The sequence below is a fragment of the Neobacillus sp. B24 genome (assembly GCF_055381825.1).
The window spans coordinates 3,463,075-3,480,192 of the sequence record NZ_AP035777.1; the positions used below are offsets into that span (position 1 = coordinate 3,463,075).

9 protein-coding genes and 5 rRNA genes are annotated in these 17,118 nt (G+C 46.2%); 1 reads left to right on the forward strand and 13 read right to left on the reverse strand.

Annotated elements, in window-relative coordinates:
• Positions 1-3 precede the first annotated feature (3 nt).
• The 11 genes from ACZ43M_RS16980 to fdhF all read right to left on the reverse strand — a co-directional run bounded on the left by ACZ43M_RS16980 (position 4) and on the right by fdhF (position 13,010).
• Positions 4-690 (reverse strand): LrgB family protein, encoded by a 687-nt coding sequence (locus ACZ43M_RS16980; RefSeq protein WP_464503724.1) that lies wholly within the window; start codon positions 688-690, stop codon positions 4-6.
• A complete protein-coding gene (locus ACZ43M_RS16985; protein WP_464503725.1) occupies positions 623-1,054 on the reverse strand; it encodes a CidA/LrgA family protein in 432 nt (143 codons plus the stop codon). The genes ACZ43M_RS16980 and ACZ43M_RS16985 overlap by 68 nt, the downstream gene beginning before the upstream one ends.
• A gap of 133 nt (positions 1,055-1,187) precedes the next feature.
• Entirely contained in the window at positions 1,188-2,066 is an 879-nt protein-coding gene (locus ACZ43M_RS16990; RefSeq protein WP_464503726.1) for a LysR family transcriptional regulator, read from the reverse strand.
• Between the two features lie 69 nt (positions 2,067-2,135).
• Positions 2,136-2,561 (reverse strand): OsmC family protein, encoded by a 426-nt coding sequence (locus tag ACZ43M_RS16995; RefSeq protein ID WP_464503727.1) that lies wholly within the window; start codon positions 2,559-2,561, stop codon positions 2,136-2,138.
• 524 nt (positions 2,562-3,085) lie between these two features.
• Positions 3,086-3,202 (reverse strand): 5S ribosomal RNA (gene rrf, locus ACZ43M_RS17000).
• Between the two features lie 83 nt (positions 3,203-3,285).
• Positions 3,286-6,222, reverse strand: a 23S ribosomal RNA gene (locus tag ACZ43M_RS17005).
• Positions 6,223-6,421: 199 nt separating this feature from the next.
• Positions 6,422-7,971: ribosomal RNA gene (locus ACZ43M_RS17010) — 16S ribosomal RNA — on the reverse strand.
• The 16S, 23S and 5S rRNA genes sit together here, the layout of an rRNA operon.
• Positions 7,972-8,298: 327 nt before the next feature.
• Positions 8,299-9,099 (reverse strand): formate dehydrogenase accessory sulfurtransferase FdhD, encoded by an 801-nt coding sequence (gene fdhD / locus ACZ43M_RS17015; protein WP_464503728.1) that lies wholly within the window; start codon positions 9,097-9,099, stop codon positions 8,299-8,301.
• Positions 9,100-9,305: 206 nt separating this feature from the next.
• A complete protein-coding gene (locus ACZ43M_RS17020) occupies positions 9,306-9,539 on the reverse strand; it encodes a heavy-metal-associated domain-containing protein (RefSeq protein ID WP_464503729.1) in 234 nt (77 codons plus the stop codon).
• Between the two features lie 17 nt (positions 9,540-9,556).
• The gene (locus ACZ43M_RS17025) at positions 9,557-10,054 is read right to left on the reverse strand and encodes a helical membrane plugin domain-containing protein (RefSeq protein WP_464503730.1); all 498 of its coding nucleotides are present in this window, start codon (positions 10,052-10,054) and stop codon (positions 9,557-9,559) included.
• Positions 10,029-13,010: a formate dehydrogenase subunit alpha gene (gene fdhF, locus ACZ43M_RS17030; protein ID WP_464503731.1), complete on the reverse strand. Its 2,982-nt coding sequence runs from the start codon at positions 13,008-13,010 to the stop codon at positions 10,029-10,031. Before fdhF ends, ACZ43M_RS17025 begins: the two co-directional genes overlap by 26 nt.
• Positions 13,011-13,400: 390 nt before the next feature.
• On the opposite strand from fdhF, the gene ACZ43M_RS17035 reads away from it, so the two are divergent.
• Entirely contained in the window at positions 13,401-13,619 is a 219-nt protein-coding gene (locus ACZ43M_RS17035; RefSeq protein ID WP_464503732.1) for a hypothetical protein, read from the forward strand.
• A 69-nt stretch (positions 13,620-13,688) separates the two neighbouring features.
• On the opposite strand, the gene rrf (ACZ43M_RS17040) is transcribed toward ACZ43M_RS17035, so the two are convergent.
• Positions 13,689-13,805: ribosomal RNA gene (gene rrf, locus ACZ43M_RS17040) — 5S ribosomal RNA — on the reverse strand.
• A gap of 200 nt (positions 13,806-14,005) precedes the next feature.
• A 23S ribosomal RNA gene (locus ACZ43M_RS17045) occupies positions 14,006-16,942 on the reverse strand.
• Between the last annotated feature and the right edge of the window lie 176 nt (positions 16,943-17,118).

A 17,118-nucleotide genomic window follows, 5' to 3' on the forward strand; every position in this document is an offset into this window, starting at 1 on the left:
TTTTTAATGAACATTCATTAAGGCAGGAATTAACAAGGACCCCCAAAGCAAGGTAATCCAAGCGGCGAAAATCATTCCGAGCGATGAGAATGTTGCTTCCTTTTCCCCATATTCCAGCGCCTTATTGGTGCCACATCCATGGGCACCCATTCCAAGAGCCAAGCCTTTGGCTATTGGTGTCTGAATCGACAGCCATTTGATGACGGATGGACCAACAACTCCGCCAATCACACCTGTCAGGATTACAAACACCGTCGTCAACGCAGGCAAGCCGCCAATTTCCTTTGAAACCTCTATCGCAATTGGAGTTGTAATCGATCTTGGCATGATGGAAGTGATAAAGTCCACGTCTAAGTGAATTAATTTTGACAGGGCAAATGTGGAAAATATGGCCATCAGTGTACCCGATGTAATACTAATAATAATAGTTGAAATGTATTTTTTCACTAGCGGCAGATGTTTATAAATTGGAACGGCAAAGGCAACCGTCGCCGGTCCAAGCATATGTGTCAGCCATTTGGATGCATCTAGATACTGATCAGCAGGCATATGGAACACCGAGATTAACCCAATTAAAAGAATTGGTGCAAGCAGCAACGGATGGAACAGTGGGAAGTTCCATTTAGCGCCAATTCGTTTTGCCAATCGGTATGTGAAGTATGTTACGACTGTTACGATTACCATCATCATGCTGCTCACCTCGTCTTCTGCCCATTATTTTTTCAGCAATCCATGCTGTCATGCCCATTACAAGGATGGTACTAATTCCGATTAAAACGACAATTTCTGCCCCTTGAAAGCTGAGAATTTCATCATAATTTACAATTCCTACTGCTGACGGGACAAAAAACAACAGCAATTCGGCCATCAGCCAATTGGCTCCCTTTTCAACCCATTCTAATTTAACAATTTTTAAGCATAGCGCTAAAAACAAAATGGCCAATCCAAACATGGAAGCAGGGATTGGCAGTGGAATGAAGGCTTTAGCTGCGGCACCCAAAAATAAGAAAATATGGATAAATAACACCTGCAGAATAATTAAACCCAGTTTCATCGTACCAACCCTTTCTAAAATAACAAAAAGGAGTGTTCAAAACTCCTTTAAAGTCGAATTAATATACTTTTATAGTACGACGAAATTGGCTATTCGTAAAATACATATTAAGAATTATTTTCATAACTAAAAGTTATAATGGGTCTTGCAAAATAAATTCAATAAAGGTTCGTGCGGCATTTGAAATGTATCGGTCTTTCTTCGTGAGGACCGCTAGATTCCAGTTGATGGTTGGTTTTAAATCCAATACTTTAATGTCCTTATTAAACACCCGGTTGCATATGGATTGAGGAAGAATGGTAATCCCCAGATTAGCCGCTACCATTTCCGACATCAGGTCCCACTGCGAACTTTTAAATAGAATCTTGGGTATAAAGCCGAACGCCTGGAAATGATTCATCAAGATTTGATTCAAGGAAAATTCCTCATGATAAAAAATAAATTCTTCCCGTTTTAAATCTCTGATATTCACTTCATTTTTCCCTGCGAGCCGGTGGTCTTTATAAACAAGCAGCTTCATTTCCTCCTCCACAATCGGGTAGACATGAAATGGGTGCTCATCAATTGGCAGAACTGTAACACCGAGCTCTACTTCTCCTTCCTCTACGCTTTTCACTACCCTCGCCCCGCCATACTCGGCAATGTTCAATTCAATATTGGGATAGGTTTGGTGAAACTTGGCCATTACCCTTGGAAAAAATAAACTGCCAATAAACGGCGGCAGCCCAATATTTAGTTGGCCTCTCGTCAAATTGGTCATATCATTTAATGTGGTCTTCATTTCTTCCATAAGAGCGGTCATTTTTTGTGCATATTCGAGAACGACCTTTCCTCCGTCGGTGAGGTCACTTGTCTTGTTGCTGCGAATAATCAAGGTCATTCCAAGTTCTTCTTCAAGCGCCATAATGGATTTACTTAACGCCGGCTGGGAAAGATGCAAAAGCTCCGCCGCCCTGGTAATGCTTTTATGTTTGGCGACTTCCATAAACATCTGTAATTGTCTTAATTCCATGCGGTAACACTCCTATTTTATTAAGAGAGAAAAGACAACCGTGTTCTGGTTGCCCTTTTCATCTCCTCGCTACAAACTTTGCTTCCCTTCAACCCCATTAATCGAATAACTCACAGTAATATTAGCATTTAAGGAATGAGATACGGAACAATATTTGTCCTTTGATAATTGAATCGCACGCACTACTTTTTCTTCCGGCAGGTCTCCCTCTAACGCATAATGGATTTGGATATCGGTGAACCGCTTCGGATGGTCATCGGCACGATCCCCTTTGACCTGCATACCGAATGATTTTGGCTCGAGGCGCATTTTTTGCAGTATCGAGATAATATCAATGCCAGTGCATCCTGCAACTGCATTTAACAGCAGTTCGGTCGGTCTTGCACCAGAATTTTCCCCACCGATTTCTTCTGCTGCATCCATTTTAATTTCATGACCCGAAGGTGTAACGCCTGTAAACGCCATTTTGCCTGTCCACTTAATGGTTGTTTCCATACTTGCACCACTCCTTTACTTTTTTATTTTGTCAAAAAGCATCCTAATCTAACATAAGAGTTTTTCGTTCTCTATGCAAAGAATATTATTCAAATTAGGCAAAAAAAACAACCATAGTACAGGCTGTTTCTTGTTAGGTGAATCGATATTTTACTTTCAGCAACACGGAATCGTTATGATTAATATTTGTATATTACGAAAACCTTTCCAAGAAGATCGATTGGCGTAGTTGGCGGACGAAAAATAGTGGTCGACTGCTTCAATAAGGCCCATTTGCGTAATTGGAGGGTAAAATTTCGGTCTCCTATTCACCAATTATGGTCTATAAAAATTATATCCGCGGTTTTCCATCATATATCTGCGAAAAATAAATTATATCCGCGTTAATTTGATTTTATCCGCGAAAAAACAAATATATCCGCGAAAATCCCAATATATCCGCGAAACTCCATTTTTCAAAGCCAATTACCCTTTTAATAAAAGAACACAAAAAAGACAACCATTTTTCAGGTTGTCTTTTGTTTGCCCGGCAGCGTCCTACTCTCACAGGGGGTTTCGCCCCAACTACCATCGGCGCTGAGAAGCTTAACTTCCGTGTTCGGTATGGGAACGGGTGTGACCTTCTCGCCATAGTTGCCAGACTATTTTTTTTAGGTTTCATTCCCTCAAAACTAGATAATGCAGAAGAAGTGTTGTAAAAACGAGTTCACCAGTAATACATGACTTGGTTAAGTCCTCGATCGATTAGTATCAGTCAGCTCCACATGTCACCACGCTTCCACCTCTGACCTATCAACCTGATCATCTTTCAGGGATCTTACTAGCTTGACGCTATGGGAAATCTCATCTTGAGGGGGGCTTCATGCTTAGATGCTTTCAGCACTTATCCCGTCCGCACATAGCTACCCAGCGATGCCTTTGGCAAGACAACTGGTACACCAGCGGTGCGTCCATCCCGGTCCTCTCGTACTAAGGACAGCTCCTCTCAAATTTCCTGCGCCCACGACGGATAGGGACCGAACTGTCTCACGACGTTCTGAACCCAGCTCGCGTACCGCTTTAATGGGCGAACAGCCCAACCCTTGGGACCGACTACAGCCCCAGGATGCGATGAGCCGACATCGAGGTGCCAAACCTCCCCGTCGATGTGGACTCTTGGGGGAGATAAGCCTGTTATCCCCGGGGTAGCTTTTATCCGTTGAGCGATGGCCCTTCCATGCGGAACCACCGGATCACTAAGCCCGACTTTCGTCCCTGCTCGACTTGTAGGTCTCGCAGTCAAGCTCCCTTGTGCCTTTACACTCTACGAATGATTTCCAACCATTCTGAGGGAACCTTTGGGCGCCTCCGTTACTCTTTGGGAGGCGACCGCCCCAGTCAAACTGCCCACCTGACACTGTCTCCCACCCCGATCAGGGGTGCGGGTTAGAATTTCAATACAGCCAGGGTAGTATCCCACCGACGCCTCCACCGAAGCTGGCGCTCCGGCTTCTCAGGCTCCTACCTATCCTGTACAAGCTGTACCAAAATTCAATATCAGGCTACAGTAAAGCTCCACGGGGTCTTTCCGTCCTGTCGCGGGTAACCTGCATCTTCACAGGTACTATAATTTCACCGAGTCTCTCGTTGAGACAGTGCCCAGATCGTTACGCCTTTCGTGCGGGTCGGAACTTACCCGACAAGGAATTTCGCTACCTTAGGACCGTTATAGTTACGGCCGCCGTTTACTGGGGCTTCGATTCAGAGCTTCGCTTACGCTAACCCCTCCTCTTAACCTTCCAGCACCGGGCAGGCGTCAGCCCCTATACTTCGCCTTGCGGCTTCGCAGAGACCTGTGTTTTTGCTAAACAGTCGCCTGGGCCTATTCACTGCGGCTCATCACAGCTATTCACCGTAATGAGCACCCCTTCTCCCGAAGTTACGGGGTCATTTTGCCGAGTTCCTTAACGAGAGTTCTCTCGCTCACCTTAGGATTCTCTCCTCGCCTACCTGTGTCGGTTTGCGGTACGGGCACCTAATATCATCGCTAGAGGCTTTTCTTGGCAGTGTGGAATCAGGAACTTCGGTACTATATTTCCCTCGGCATCACAGCTCAGCCTTTGCGAGAAGCGGATTTTCCTGCTTCTCAGCCTAACTGCTTACACGCGCATAACCAGCAGCGCGCTTACCCTATCCTCCTGCGTCCCCCCATCACTCAAACGATAAAGAGGTGGTACAGGAATATCAACCTGTTGTCCATCGCCTACGCCTTTCGGCCTCGGCTTAGGTCCCGACTAACCCTGAGCGGACGAGCCTTCCTCAGGAAACCTTAGGCATACGGTGGACGGGATTCTCACCCGTCTTTCGCTACTCATACCGGCATTCTCACTTCTAAGCGCTCCACCAGTCCTTACGGTCTAGCTTCAACGCCCTTAGAACGCTCTCCTACCGCGGACACCAGACGGTGTCCACCCACAGCTTCGGTGATACGTTTAGCCCCGGTACATTTTCGGCGCAGAGTCACTCGACCAGTGAGCTATTACGCACTCTTTAAATGGTGGCTGCTTCTAAGCCAACATCCTGGTTGTCTAAGCAACTCCACATCCTTTTCCACTTAACGTATACTTTGGGACCTTAGCTGGTGGTCTGGGCTGTTTCCCTTTTGACTACGGATCTTATCACTCGCAGTCTGACTCCCACGGATAAGTCATTGGCATTCGGAGTTTGTCTGAATTCGGTAACCCGATGAGGGCCCCTAGTCCAAACAGTGCTCTACCTCCAAGACTCTTACTACGTGAGGCTAGCCCTAAAGCTATTTCGGAGAGAACCAGCTATCTCCAAGTTCGATTGGAATTTCTCCGCTACCCACACCTCATCCCCGCACTTTTCAACGTGCGTGGGTTCGGGCCTCCATCCAGTGTTACCTGGACTTCACCCTGGACATGGGTAGATCACCTGGTTTCGGGTCTACGACTACATACTATGACGCCCTATTCAGACTCGCTTTCGCTGCGGCTCCGTCTTTTCAACTTAACCTCGCATGTAATCGTAACTCGCCGGTTCATTCTACAAAAGGCACGCCATTACCCATGAATGGGCTTTGACTACTTGTAGGCACACGGTTTCAGGTACTATTTCACTCCCCTTCCGGGGTGCTTTTCACCTTTCCCTCACGGTACTGGTTCACTATCGGTCACTAGGGAGTATTTAGCCTTGGGAGATGGTCCTCCCTGCTTCCGACCGGATTTCACGTGTCCGGCCGTACTCAGGATCCACTCAGGAGGGAACGAAGTTTCAACTACAGGGCTTTTACCTTCTACGGCTGGCCTTTCCAGGCCGCTTCATTTACCCCGTTCCTTTGTAACTCCATGTTGAGTGTCCTACAACCCCGAAAGGCAAGCCTTTCGGTTTGGGCTGTTCCCGTTTCGCTCGCCGCTACTCAGGGAATCGCGTTTGCTTTCTCTTCCTCCGGGTACTTAGATGTTTCAGTTCCCCGGGTCTGCCTTCCATACCCTATGTATTCAGGTAAAGATACTGCTCCATTACGAGCAGTGGGTTCCCCCATTCGGAAATCTCCGGATCAAAGCTTACTTACAGCTCCCCGAAGCATATCGGTGTTAGTCCCGTCCTTCATCGGCTCCTAGTGCCAAGGCATCCACCGTGCGCCCTTTCTAACTTAACCTAAAAGGTTTTACTCTAACATTCATTAGAGAGAAAAACTAAAATGGCGATCACTCGGTTTTTACTTGGTTACTTCTTCTTACGATTATCTAGTTTTCAAAGAACGAATAAAAAAGCTTTGAGAGAATAATTCCCTCAAAACTAAACAAACAGAAAACAATCAACGTTTTATTAGTCCGTAAGGACTAACGATTCCTTAGAAAGGAGGTGATCCAGCCGCACCTTCCGATACGGCTACCTTGTTACGACTTCACCCCAATCATCTGTCCCACCTTAGGCGGCTGGCTCCTTACGGTTACCCCACCGACTTCGGGTGTTACAAACTCTCGTGGTGTGACGGGCGGTGTGTACAAGGCCCGGGAACGTATTCACCGCGGCATGCTGATCCGCGATTACTAGCGATTCCGGCTTCATGCAGGCGAGTTGCAGCCTGCAATCCGAACTGAGAATGGTTTTATGGGATTGGCTCAACCTCGCGGTTTTGCAGCCCTTTGTACCATCCATTGTAGCACGTGTGTAGCCCAGGTCATAAGGGGCATGATGATTTGACGTCATCCCCACCTTCCTCCGGTTTGTCACCGGCAGTCACCTTAGAGTGCCCAACTAAATGCTGGCAACTAAGATCAAGGGTTGCGCTCGTTGCGGGACTTAACCCAACATCTCACGACACGAGCTGACGACAACCATGCACCACCTGTCACTCTGTCCCCCGAAGGGGAAAGTCCTATCTCTAGGAGTGTCAGAGGATGTCAAGACCTGGTAAGGTTCTTCGCGTTGCTTCGAATTAAACCACATGCTCCACCGCTTGTGCGGGCCCCCGTCAATTCCTTTGAGTTTCAGCCTTGCGGCCGTACTCCCCAGGCGGAGTGCTTAATGCGTTAGCTGCAGCACTAAGGGGCGGAAACCCCCTAACACTTAGCACTCATCGTTTACGGCGTGGACTACCAGGGTATCTAATCCTGTTTGCTCCCCACGCTTTCGCGCCTCAGCGTCAGTTACAGACCAGAAAGCCGCCTTCGCCACTGGTGTTCCTCCACATCTCTACGCATTTCACCGCTACACGTGGAATTCCGCTTTCCTCTTCTGCACTCAAGTCCCCCAGTTTCCAATGACCCTCCACGGTTGAGCCGTGGGCTTTCACATCAGACTTAAAGGACCGCCTGCGCGCGCTTTACGCCCAATAATTCCGGACAACGCTTGCCACCTACGTATTACCGCGGCTGCTGGCACGTAGTTAGCCGTGGCTTTCTGGTCAGGTACCGTCAAGGTACCGGCAGTTACTCCGATACTTGTTCTTCCCTGACAACAGAGCTTTACGACCCGAAGGCCTTCTTCGCTCACGCGGCGTTGCTCCATCAGACTTTCGTCCATTGTGGAAGATTCCCTACTGCTGCCTCCCGTAGGAGTCTGGGCCGTGTCTCAGTCCCAGTGTGGCCGATCACCCTCTCAGGTCGGCTACGCATCGTCGCCTTGGTGAGCCGTTACCTCACCAACTAGCTAATGCGCCGCGGGCCCATCTGTAAGTGTCAGCGTAAACCGACTTTCAGCTTACCAACATGTGTTGATAAGAATTATCCGGTATTAGCACCGGTTTCCCGGTGTTATCCCAGTCTTACAGGCAGGTTGCCCACGTGTTACTCACCCGTCCGCCGCTAACCAACAGGAGCAAGCTCCTATTGATTCGCTCGACTTGCATGTATTAGGCACGCCGCCAGCGTTCGTCCTGAGCCAGGATCAAACTCTCCAAAAAAGATGAGTTGATTAGCTCATAAATGTTACGTTGGCTTCATTCCGTTAGGAATGAATGTTTTATTGTTGACGTTTTTGTTTGTTTAGTTTTCAAAGAACTATTGTCTGTCAGAAGCGACAATAAATATCTTATCGCAAATCTACCAACATATCAATCATCAAATTTTTCTAATTTATTTGGAGTCAGTGAATGAATACGCTGTTCATAAGCGACTTTTATATAATAACACCATGAGCATATACAAACAAGAGGTAATATATTCCATACGAAAAAGAAACAACAGAACTTAAATTCCGTCGTCTCTTTCACTATATACTAATATCTACACTATATATTTGATACATTTAAAATTCGATCTGGACAAGTATACACGTTTAAAGATTGGTTTCGGATAAACCCGATTGTGGTAATCCTCAATTCTTCAGCTAATTGCAGCGCTAGCTCTGTCGGGGCGGATTTTGATAATACGATCTCGCAGCCAATTTTGGCGACTTTCACTAGTATTTCGGAAGAGATTCTGCCACTGAATGCAATTATTTTATCCGCGAGAGAAAGGTTGTTTTTTAAACTGTAACCGTATATTTTATCCAGGGCATTGTGCCGTCCAATATCCATTCTGCTTAATAACATTCCATTTACATCACATAAAGCAGCATTGTGAACACCACCGGTCTGTTGAAATAACGTCGCAGCACTTTGCATATCATCCATTAAACGAAAGGTATCTTCTACAGATATTCTAACTTTCATCGCATTCATTCTTTTGGCTGTTAGAGCATCATTTACAAATACAAATCCTTGTCTGCTCATGCCGCAGCAAGAAGTAATATACCTTTTACTGATGAAATCCTTCATATATGGATTATTTTTTGCAGTTACATGAACGAATCCATCCTTCTCCTGTATCCAAAGTTCATCAATATCTTGATATCTTCTTATAACCCCTTCCGAAGCTAAAAAACCGATGACCAAATCTTCTATATACTCCGGTGTACATACCAAAGTGGCAAACTCTTCTCCGTTAAGCTTAATCGTTATCGGGTATTCGGTGACGATACAATCTTCCATTTGTTCCGCACTTCCATTATGAATACGAAGTGTCCTCCGTTTTACTTCAATTGGTTTCATAACGATCTCTCCTTAACTACATGAAAGAGAAAGGCAAGGATATCCCCTGAAACCAGGATACCCTTGTTAATTTTGGAAGCTTGAAGCTATTCATTCGTGTCTTCTGTCGTTTTGACAATTTTCACAGACGTGAAGAATTCTTCTTTGATTGTTTTCACTCCCATTCTCCATTTCCTCTTCTTGTCCACAAATTTCACATACTCGCATTATAAATTCCCCCTTTCTTCCGGTGCTCTTGCCATTCTAAAACCTGTATCAACAATAGCCTGTTCAAAATCTTGGAGGGACGCTGCTTTTTCATCGTATCTGAAAATGGCTAAGCTTGTATTAGTGTTGAACTGTGCCTGTCGAACACCCCATACTTCGTTTATTGCGTTAAGAACTTTGTCTGCATCCTCTGGATTGTGAACTCCCTCTAACTTGATTCTTCCTTCCTTCACTGAGAAACTCCCCCTTCCTAATGCAGGTTCCTTTGGTCCTGGTTGAACACTTCTCCCATTCCATGAAGGAATTCAACCATAGTGGTTAACGAGGCCTTGACATCAGGGTCCCGGAAGCTATTGCCAAGCTTCCATAAACTTAGGGATTCTCCTTTTTGAAGCGTTTCAATTGACCGCTCGAATCCCTGACTGACTCCTTGAATAATCGCTTGTAATTGCTCCGGCTTCACAGAGCCTATAAATTTAAATACATTGATAGCATTTTTTATCGTATTATGCATCGCAGGCTGATTAATTTGCTGGATGGCAAGCGACCCTATTTCATTTCTTTGCTCCAGAAGCCCATGCAACGCATTTAATACCCCCATATCCTGTAGATGTCTCAATATACCTAAAGTAGTCAGGATGGCATCACGGTTTTCACTCAAAGACTTTACAATGTCAGTAATCGCCTGCGCCTGTTCTTCCACAGGATCAGGTACCGCCTTATTAATTTGCCTGATTGGTTTCGCCATAAGAATCCCCCTCCGTACCTAAGAATTCTGGAATTGGTGTAAAGTCCGGGCGGCTCCATTTTTCCTCTACTCTGACACTAAGCTGCGGAATTCGATTCCCAAACCGGTAATTCACTTTTGGCAATGGCGGTTCACCTTTGACTTCCAGAACCTCCATTTTTACACCCATTTCTTTATAGTTAGGGGTATGAGTGATTCGATCATGGTAAGAACTTGTCAATCTGTTTACAGCTGCCCTTTCTTCCATTGAATTCATTGTCAAATATAATTCATTTCCCTTTACACGCTTCGTAACCATTACTCGAACGTCCACATGTCCATATGGGGAAGTCAGTCGAACTAACGATCCATCTTCAAGACCCCGTTCTTGGGCCAATTCAGGTGAAACATCCAACCATGGATGAGGCACTTTATGAGTAAGTCCTTCAGAACGATAGGTTAAATTTCCTTCATGGAAATGCTCCAGTAAGCGGCCATTGTTCAGATGCAAATCATATTCTTCTCCAGCTTCAAATGGTGGTGTCCAGTCAACAGGATATAACCGAGCCTTTCCATCCGGAAAACCAAATTTATCTGTAAATAAAAGTGGCGTGTCTTTTCCGTCTTGTTTTACAGGCCATATTTGGCTATTCCAGCCTTCCAATCGCTCATAACTTACTCCGGCAAAAATCGGGGTTAGGGAAGCAACCTCCGCCATAATCTCACTTGGATGCTGATAATCCCAATTTGCACCAAACCGGTTAGCCAACTCCTGAAAAATCATCCAATCCGGTTTTGCATCCCCCAATGGCTCAAAAACCTTATGGAATCGTTGAATTCTTCTTTCCGTATTCGTAAAAGTTCCATCCTTCTCAAGGCTTGGGGCAGCAGGCAGGATGACATCAGCATATTGTGCTGTTCTGCTGAAAAAAACATCTTGAACAACGAAAAATTCAAGTTTCTCAAATGCTGACTCTACATGATTGGAGTTTGAGTCGACAAGTGCCATATCTTCACCAAATAGGTACAATGCTTTCAGTTCCCCTTTATCGACTCCCTCAATCATTTGATGATTATTAAGTCCCGGATCCTTTGGCAGAGTTACACCCCACGCTTTTTCATACCGTTCCCTTGCCTGATCGTCCTGTATAGGCTGATACCCTGGCAGCCATGCAGGCATGGTTCCAAAATCACAGGCACCTTGTACATTATTGTGCCCTCGCAACGGGTAAGCTCCTGTTCCTGGTCGTCCATAATTTCCGGTAATCAGCAATAAATTTGAAATCGCTGTACTAGCATCGGTAGCACCCATATGCTGGGTTATACCCATTGCCCATAATATACACGCTGACTTTGCCTCATGAATCATCTCAGCTATTTGAATCAGTTCATTTTGTGATAGGCCAGTCATCTCAGCAGCATAGCTGATGGTATATTTTTCAAGTGAGTCTACATATTTATCTAAACCATTTACACGATTCCGCAAAAATTCTTTGTCTTCCCAGCCTTGGTCCAAAATGTATTTGGTCACGGCAGATATCCAAATAAGGTCCGTACTTGGTTTTGGATGTAGGAAAAGGTCGGCTCTTTCTGCTAATTCATTTTTCCGCAAATCTGCAACCATTAATTTCTGGCCATATAGCTTGTGAGACCGTTTAATTTTAGTCGCCAATACCGGATGTGACTCTGCGGGATTCGCACCGACAATAATAATTAAATCGGACTTTTCAATATCTCTCATTGTCCCTGCATCACCGCCGATTCCTACCGTCCTCATTAACCCTGCAGTGGCAGGAGACTGACAGTACCTTGAGCAGTTATCCACGTTATTTGTTCCCATAATGGCTCGGGTAAATTTTTGAAATAGGTAATTTTCTTCATTGGAACATTTAGAGGAAGCAATATAACCAATAGAATCCGCACCATGTTCTTCCTTTATGGCACCAAGTTTGGTAGCTACAAGATTTAATGCTTCATCCCACGTTGCTTCGACAAACTCATCGCCCTTTCTGATTAATGGTTTTTTCAGGCGTTCCTCACTATTGACAAAATCCCAGCCCCATTTCCCTTTCACGCAAGTAGATATCCCATTTACAGGGGCTTCTGCCTGCGGTTCAATTTTTAAAATATGGCGGTCCTTCGTCCAGACTTCGAAGCTGCAGCCGACACCGCAATAGGTGCAGACGGTTTTCGTTCGTTTAATCCTGGATTTCCGCATGGCCGCTTCCATTTCAGAGATCGCAAAAATCTCCTTGTAACCAGGTTCTACTTCCTTCGTAATATCGATCATTGGCTCCAGTATTTTTGGTGGTATTTTTGTTAAGTACCCTGCTTCTCCCAGCATTGATTTTTCCATTAAGGCATTACAAGGACAAACAGTGACACAATGGCCGCAAGACACGCAGGACGACTGATCAATCGGGACATCGTTATCCCAAATGACCCGTGGAGCTTGTCTGCTCCAATCAATCGTTAATGTTTCGTTTACCTGAAGATCTTGGCATGCCTCTACACATCTGCCGCACAGAATGCATTGGTCCGGTTCATACCGGTAGAAAGGGTGTGAGTTGTCAGGAGGATATGGTTTTGCTTCAAATTTGTATTTTTGGTGTTCGATTTCCAGATATTCCGCTGTATTATGTACCACACAATTTCCGTTGTTGTTATCACAGACTGTACAGTATAATTCATGATTTTTTAAGATTCTCGACATTGCTTCATACTGCGCATCTTTCACCGGCTTTGAGAGAGTATCGACCTCCATGCCCGGTTCTGCTTTGGTAGCACAGGCCCTGACAAGGTCCCCTCCTGCACTGACAAAGCACGTATCACATGTCTGAATTGTCCCCAGATTGGGATGATAACAAATACTCGGAATGTAATAATCTTGTGATTGAGCTACGTCCAGAATGGTCTGCCCGGGTTTCGCACTATACTCTATTCCATTAATTTTGATTGAAAAATTCTTCTCGCTCATTTTTACCTCCTTATTCTCCGATTATTTATTTGATAGAGGTTATTTTCAGTCGCAGGCTCCTCCTGTTTTATAGGTTGGATATAGGCGAGCTAATAGATGGCTGCGACAAACATACTCCTACCAATGGCATTGCCAATAAACACAGGAACAAAATCAGCTAGCTTAACTGCCCTTGAATCGGCAGACCCGCTTTTCGTGCCTTGCTTCCATTGACAGTTCAGCAATCCGTTGTTGACTATGGAATCCCATTATTTTTGCCCCCTTTTAATTGGTTTTATTATTTACATCTAACGGAATATCATGACAACATAATTGGTGAACCTTCATTGGGAATAGGACAGTTTTTAATGAAGAAACTATGTAAAGATGAAGGTAGAAAGGAATGTCTAAATGGAGAAAGAAGAATTATACAGACGAGTATGTGCGATGATTACATCTTCTACTAAAAAACCAAAGCATGTATCTCTTTCCTCAGTAAAATTGGCAGATTTATTGGAGACTTCAAGTATGGAAATTGAGAAGAATTTACAGGAATTAATCAAAGAGGGAAAGTTAAAAAAAGCACAGCTGGCGGAGCCGCCACATTATGAAATTTATTTATTACTTTAATTTTAAATCAAATAGTTCACCTATTTGAAACACAAAAAAGACAACCATCTTTCAGGTTGTCTTTTGTTTGCCCGGCAGCGTCCTACTCTCACAGGGGCTTTCGCCCCAACTACCATCGGCGCTGAGAAGCTTAACTTCCGTGTTCGGTATGGGAACGGGTGTGACCTTCTCGCCATTGTTACCGGACTATTTATTTGAGGTTCATTCCCTCAAAACTAGATAATGTAGAAGAAGTAATTGTAAACCGAATAATCATTATAACTTGTCTAGCTTCGGCTCCTAACTTCTCGGCCGTTTCGGTCCGTCCCAACAAATCCAAAACCGGGATTTGCTGTGCCAGCCCTCCAACGTCTGTCGAAGTTGGACAGTCGCCTCCGCTTTTCTATTTGGTTAAGTCCTCGATCGATTAGTATCAGTCAGCTCCACATGTCACCATGCTTCCACCTCTGACCTATCAACCTGATCATCTTTCAGGGATCTTACTAGCTTGACGCTATGGGAAATCTCATCTTGAGGGGGGCTTCATGCTTAGATGCTTTCAGCACTTATCCCGTCCGCACATAGCTACCCAGCGATGCCTTTGGCAAGACAACTGGTACACCAGCGGTGCGTCCATCCCGGTCCTCTCGTACTAAGGACAGCTCCTCTCAAATTTCCTGCGCCCACGACGGATAGGGACCGAACTGTCTCACGACGTTCTGAACCCAGCTCGCGTACCGCTTTAATGGGCGAACAGCCCAACCCTTGGGACCGACTACAGCCCCAGGATGCGATGAGCCGACATCGAGGTGCCAAACCTCCCCGTCGATGTGGACTCTTGGGGGAGATAAGCCTGTTATCCCCGGGGTAGCTTTTATCCGTTGAGCGATGGCCCTTCCATGCGGAACCACCGGATCACTAAGCCCGACTTTCGTCCCTGCTCGACTTGTAGGTCTCGCAGTCAAGCTCCCTTGTGCCTTTACACTCTACGAATGATTTCCAACCATTCTGAGGGAACCTTTGGGCGCCTCCGTTACTCTTTGGGAGGCGACCGCCCCAGTCAAACTGCCCACCTGACACTGTCTCCCACCCCGATCAGGGGTGCGGGTTAGAATTTCAATACAGCCAGGGTAGTATCCCACCGACGCCTCCACCGAAGCTGGCGCTCCGGCTTCTCAGGCTCCTACCTATCCTGTACAAGCTGTACCAAAATTCAATATCAGGCTACAGTAAAGCTCCACGGGGTCTTTCCGTCCTGTCGCGGGTAACCTGCATCTTCACAGGTACTATAATTTCACCGAGTCTCTCGTTGAGACAGTGCCCAGATCGTTACGCCTTTCGTGCGGGTCGGAACTTACCCGACAAGGAATTTCGCTACCTTAGGACCGTTATAGTTACGGCCGCCGTTTACTGGGGCTTCGATTCAGAGCTTCGCTTGCGCTAACCCCTCCTCTTAACCTTCCAGCACCGGGCAGGCGTCAGCCCCTATACTTCGCCTTGCGGCTTCGCAGAGACCTGTGTTTTTGCTAAACAGTCGCCTGGGCCTATTCACTGCGGCTCATCACAGCTATTCACCGTAATGAGCACCCCTTCTCCCGAAGTTACGGGGTCATTTTGCCGAGTTCCTTAACGAGAGTTCTCTCGCTCACCTTAGGATTCTCTCCTCGCCTACCTGTGTCGGTTTGCGGTACGGGCACCTAATATCATCGCTAGAGGCTTTTCTTGGCAGTGTGGAATCAGGAACTTCGGTACTATATTTCCCTCGGCATCACAGCTCAGCCTTTGCGAGAAGCGGATTTTCCTACTTCTCAGCCTAACTGCTTACACGCGCATAACCAGCAGCGCGCTTACCCTATCCTCCTGCGTCCCCCCATCACTCAAACGATAAAGAGGTGGTACAGGAATATCAACCTGTTGTCCATCGCCTACGCCTTTCGGCCTCGGCTTAGGTCCCGACTAACCCTGAGCGGACGAGCCTTCCTCAGGAAACCTTAGGCATACGGTGGACGGGATTCTCACCCGTCTTTCGCTACTCATACCGGCATTCTCACTTCTAAGCGCTCCACCAGTCCTTACGGTCTAGCTTCAACGCCCTTAGAACGCTCTCCTACCGCGGACACCAGACGGTGTCCACCCACAGCTTCGGTGATACGTTTAGCCCCGGTACATTTTCGGCGCAGAGTCACTCGACCAGTGAGCTATTACGCACTCTTTAAATGGTGGCTGCTTCTAAGCCAACATCCTGGTTGTCTAAGCAACTCCACATCCTTTTCCACTTAACGTATACTTTGGGACCTTAGCTGGTGGTCTGGGCTGTTTCCCTTTTGACTACGGATCTTATCACTCGCAGTCTGACTCCCACGGATAAGTCATTGGCATTCGGAGTTTGTCTGAATTCGGTAACCCGATGAGGGCCCCTAGTCCAAACAGTGCTCTACCTCCAAGACTCTTACTACGTGAGGCTAGCCCTAAAGCTATTTCGGAGAGAACCAGCTATCTCCAAGTTCGATTGGAATTTCTCCGCTACCCACACCTCATCCCCGCACTTTTCAACGTGCGTGGGTTCGGGCCTCCATCCAGTGTTACCTGGACTTCACCCTGGACATGGGTAGATCACCTGGTTTCGGGTCTACGACTACATACTATGACGCCCTATTCAGACTCGCTTTCGCTGCGGCTCCGTCTTTTCAACTTAACCTCGCATGTAATCGTAACTCGCCGGTTCATTCTACAAAAGGCACGCCATTACCCATGAATGGGCTTTGACTACTTGTAGGCACACGGTTTCAGGTACTATTTCACTCCCCTTCCGGGGTGCTTTTCACCTTTCCCTCACGGTACTGGTTCACTATCGGTCACTAGGGAGTATTTAGCCTTGGGAGATGGTCCTCCCTGCTTCCGACCGGATTTCACGTGTCCGGCCGTACTCAGGATCCACTCAGGAGGGAACGAAGTTTCAACTACAGGGCTTTTACCTTCTACGGCTGGCCTTTCCAGGCCGCTTCATTTACCCCGTTCCTTTGTAACTCCATGTTGAGTGTCCTACAACCCCGAAAGGCAAGCCTTTCGGTTTGGGCTGTTCCCGTTTCGCTCGCCGCTACTCAGGGAATCGCGTTTGCTTTCTCTTCCTCCGGGTACTTAGATGTTTCAGTTCCCCGGGTCTGCCTTCCATACCCTATGTATTCAGGTAAAGATACTGCTCCATTACGAGCAGTGGGTTCCCCCATTCGGAAATCTCCGGATCAAAGCTTACTTACAGCTCCCCGAAGCATATCGGTGTTAGTCCCGTCCTTCATCGGCTCCTAGTGCCAAGGCATCCACCGTGCGCCATTTCTAACTTAACCTAAAAGGTTTTACTCTAACATTCATTAGAGAGAAAAACTAAAATGGCGATCACTCGGTTTTTACTTGGTTACTTCTTCTTACGATTATCTAGTTTTCAAAGAACGAATAAAAAAGCTTTGAGAGAATAATTCCCTCAAAACTAAACAAACAGAAAACAATCAACGTTTTATTAGTC

Excerpts from the sequence above, each read along its gene's own strand:
- fdhD (WP_464503728.1), bottom strand. The coding sequence starts at position 9,099 with ATGAAACCAATTGAAGTAAAACGGAGGACACTTCGTATTCATAATGGA.
- ACZ43M_RS16990 (WP_464503726.1), bottom strand. The coding sequence starts at position 2,066 with ATGGAATTAAGACAATTACAGATGTTTATGGAAGTCGCCAAACATAAA.
- ACZ43M_RS16985 (WP_464503725.1), bottom strand. The coding sequence starts at position 1,054 with ATGAAACTGGGTTTAATTATTCTGCAGGTGTTATTTATCCATATTTTC.
- fdhF (WP_464503731.1), bottom strand. The coding sequence starts at position 13,010 with ATGAGCGAGAAGAATTTTTCAATCAAAATTAATGGAATAGAGTATAGT.
- ACZ43M_RS16980 (WP_464503724.1), bottom strand. The coding sequence starts at position 690 with ATGATGATGGTAATCGTAACAGTCGTAACATACTTCACATACCGATTG.
- ACZ43M_RS16995 (WP_464503727.1), bottom strand. The coding sequence starts at position 2,561 with ATGGAAACAACCATTAAGTGGACAGGCAAAATGGCGTTTACAGGCGTT.
- ACZ43M_RS17025 (WP_464503730.1), bottom strand. The coding sequence starts at position 10,054 with ATGGCGAAACCAATCAGGCAAATTAATAAGGCGGTACCTGATCCTGTG.
- ACZ43M_RS17035 (WP_464503732.1), top strand. The coding sequence starts at position 13,401 with ATGGAGAAAGAAGAATTATACAGACGAGTATGTGCGATGATTACATCT.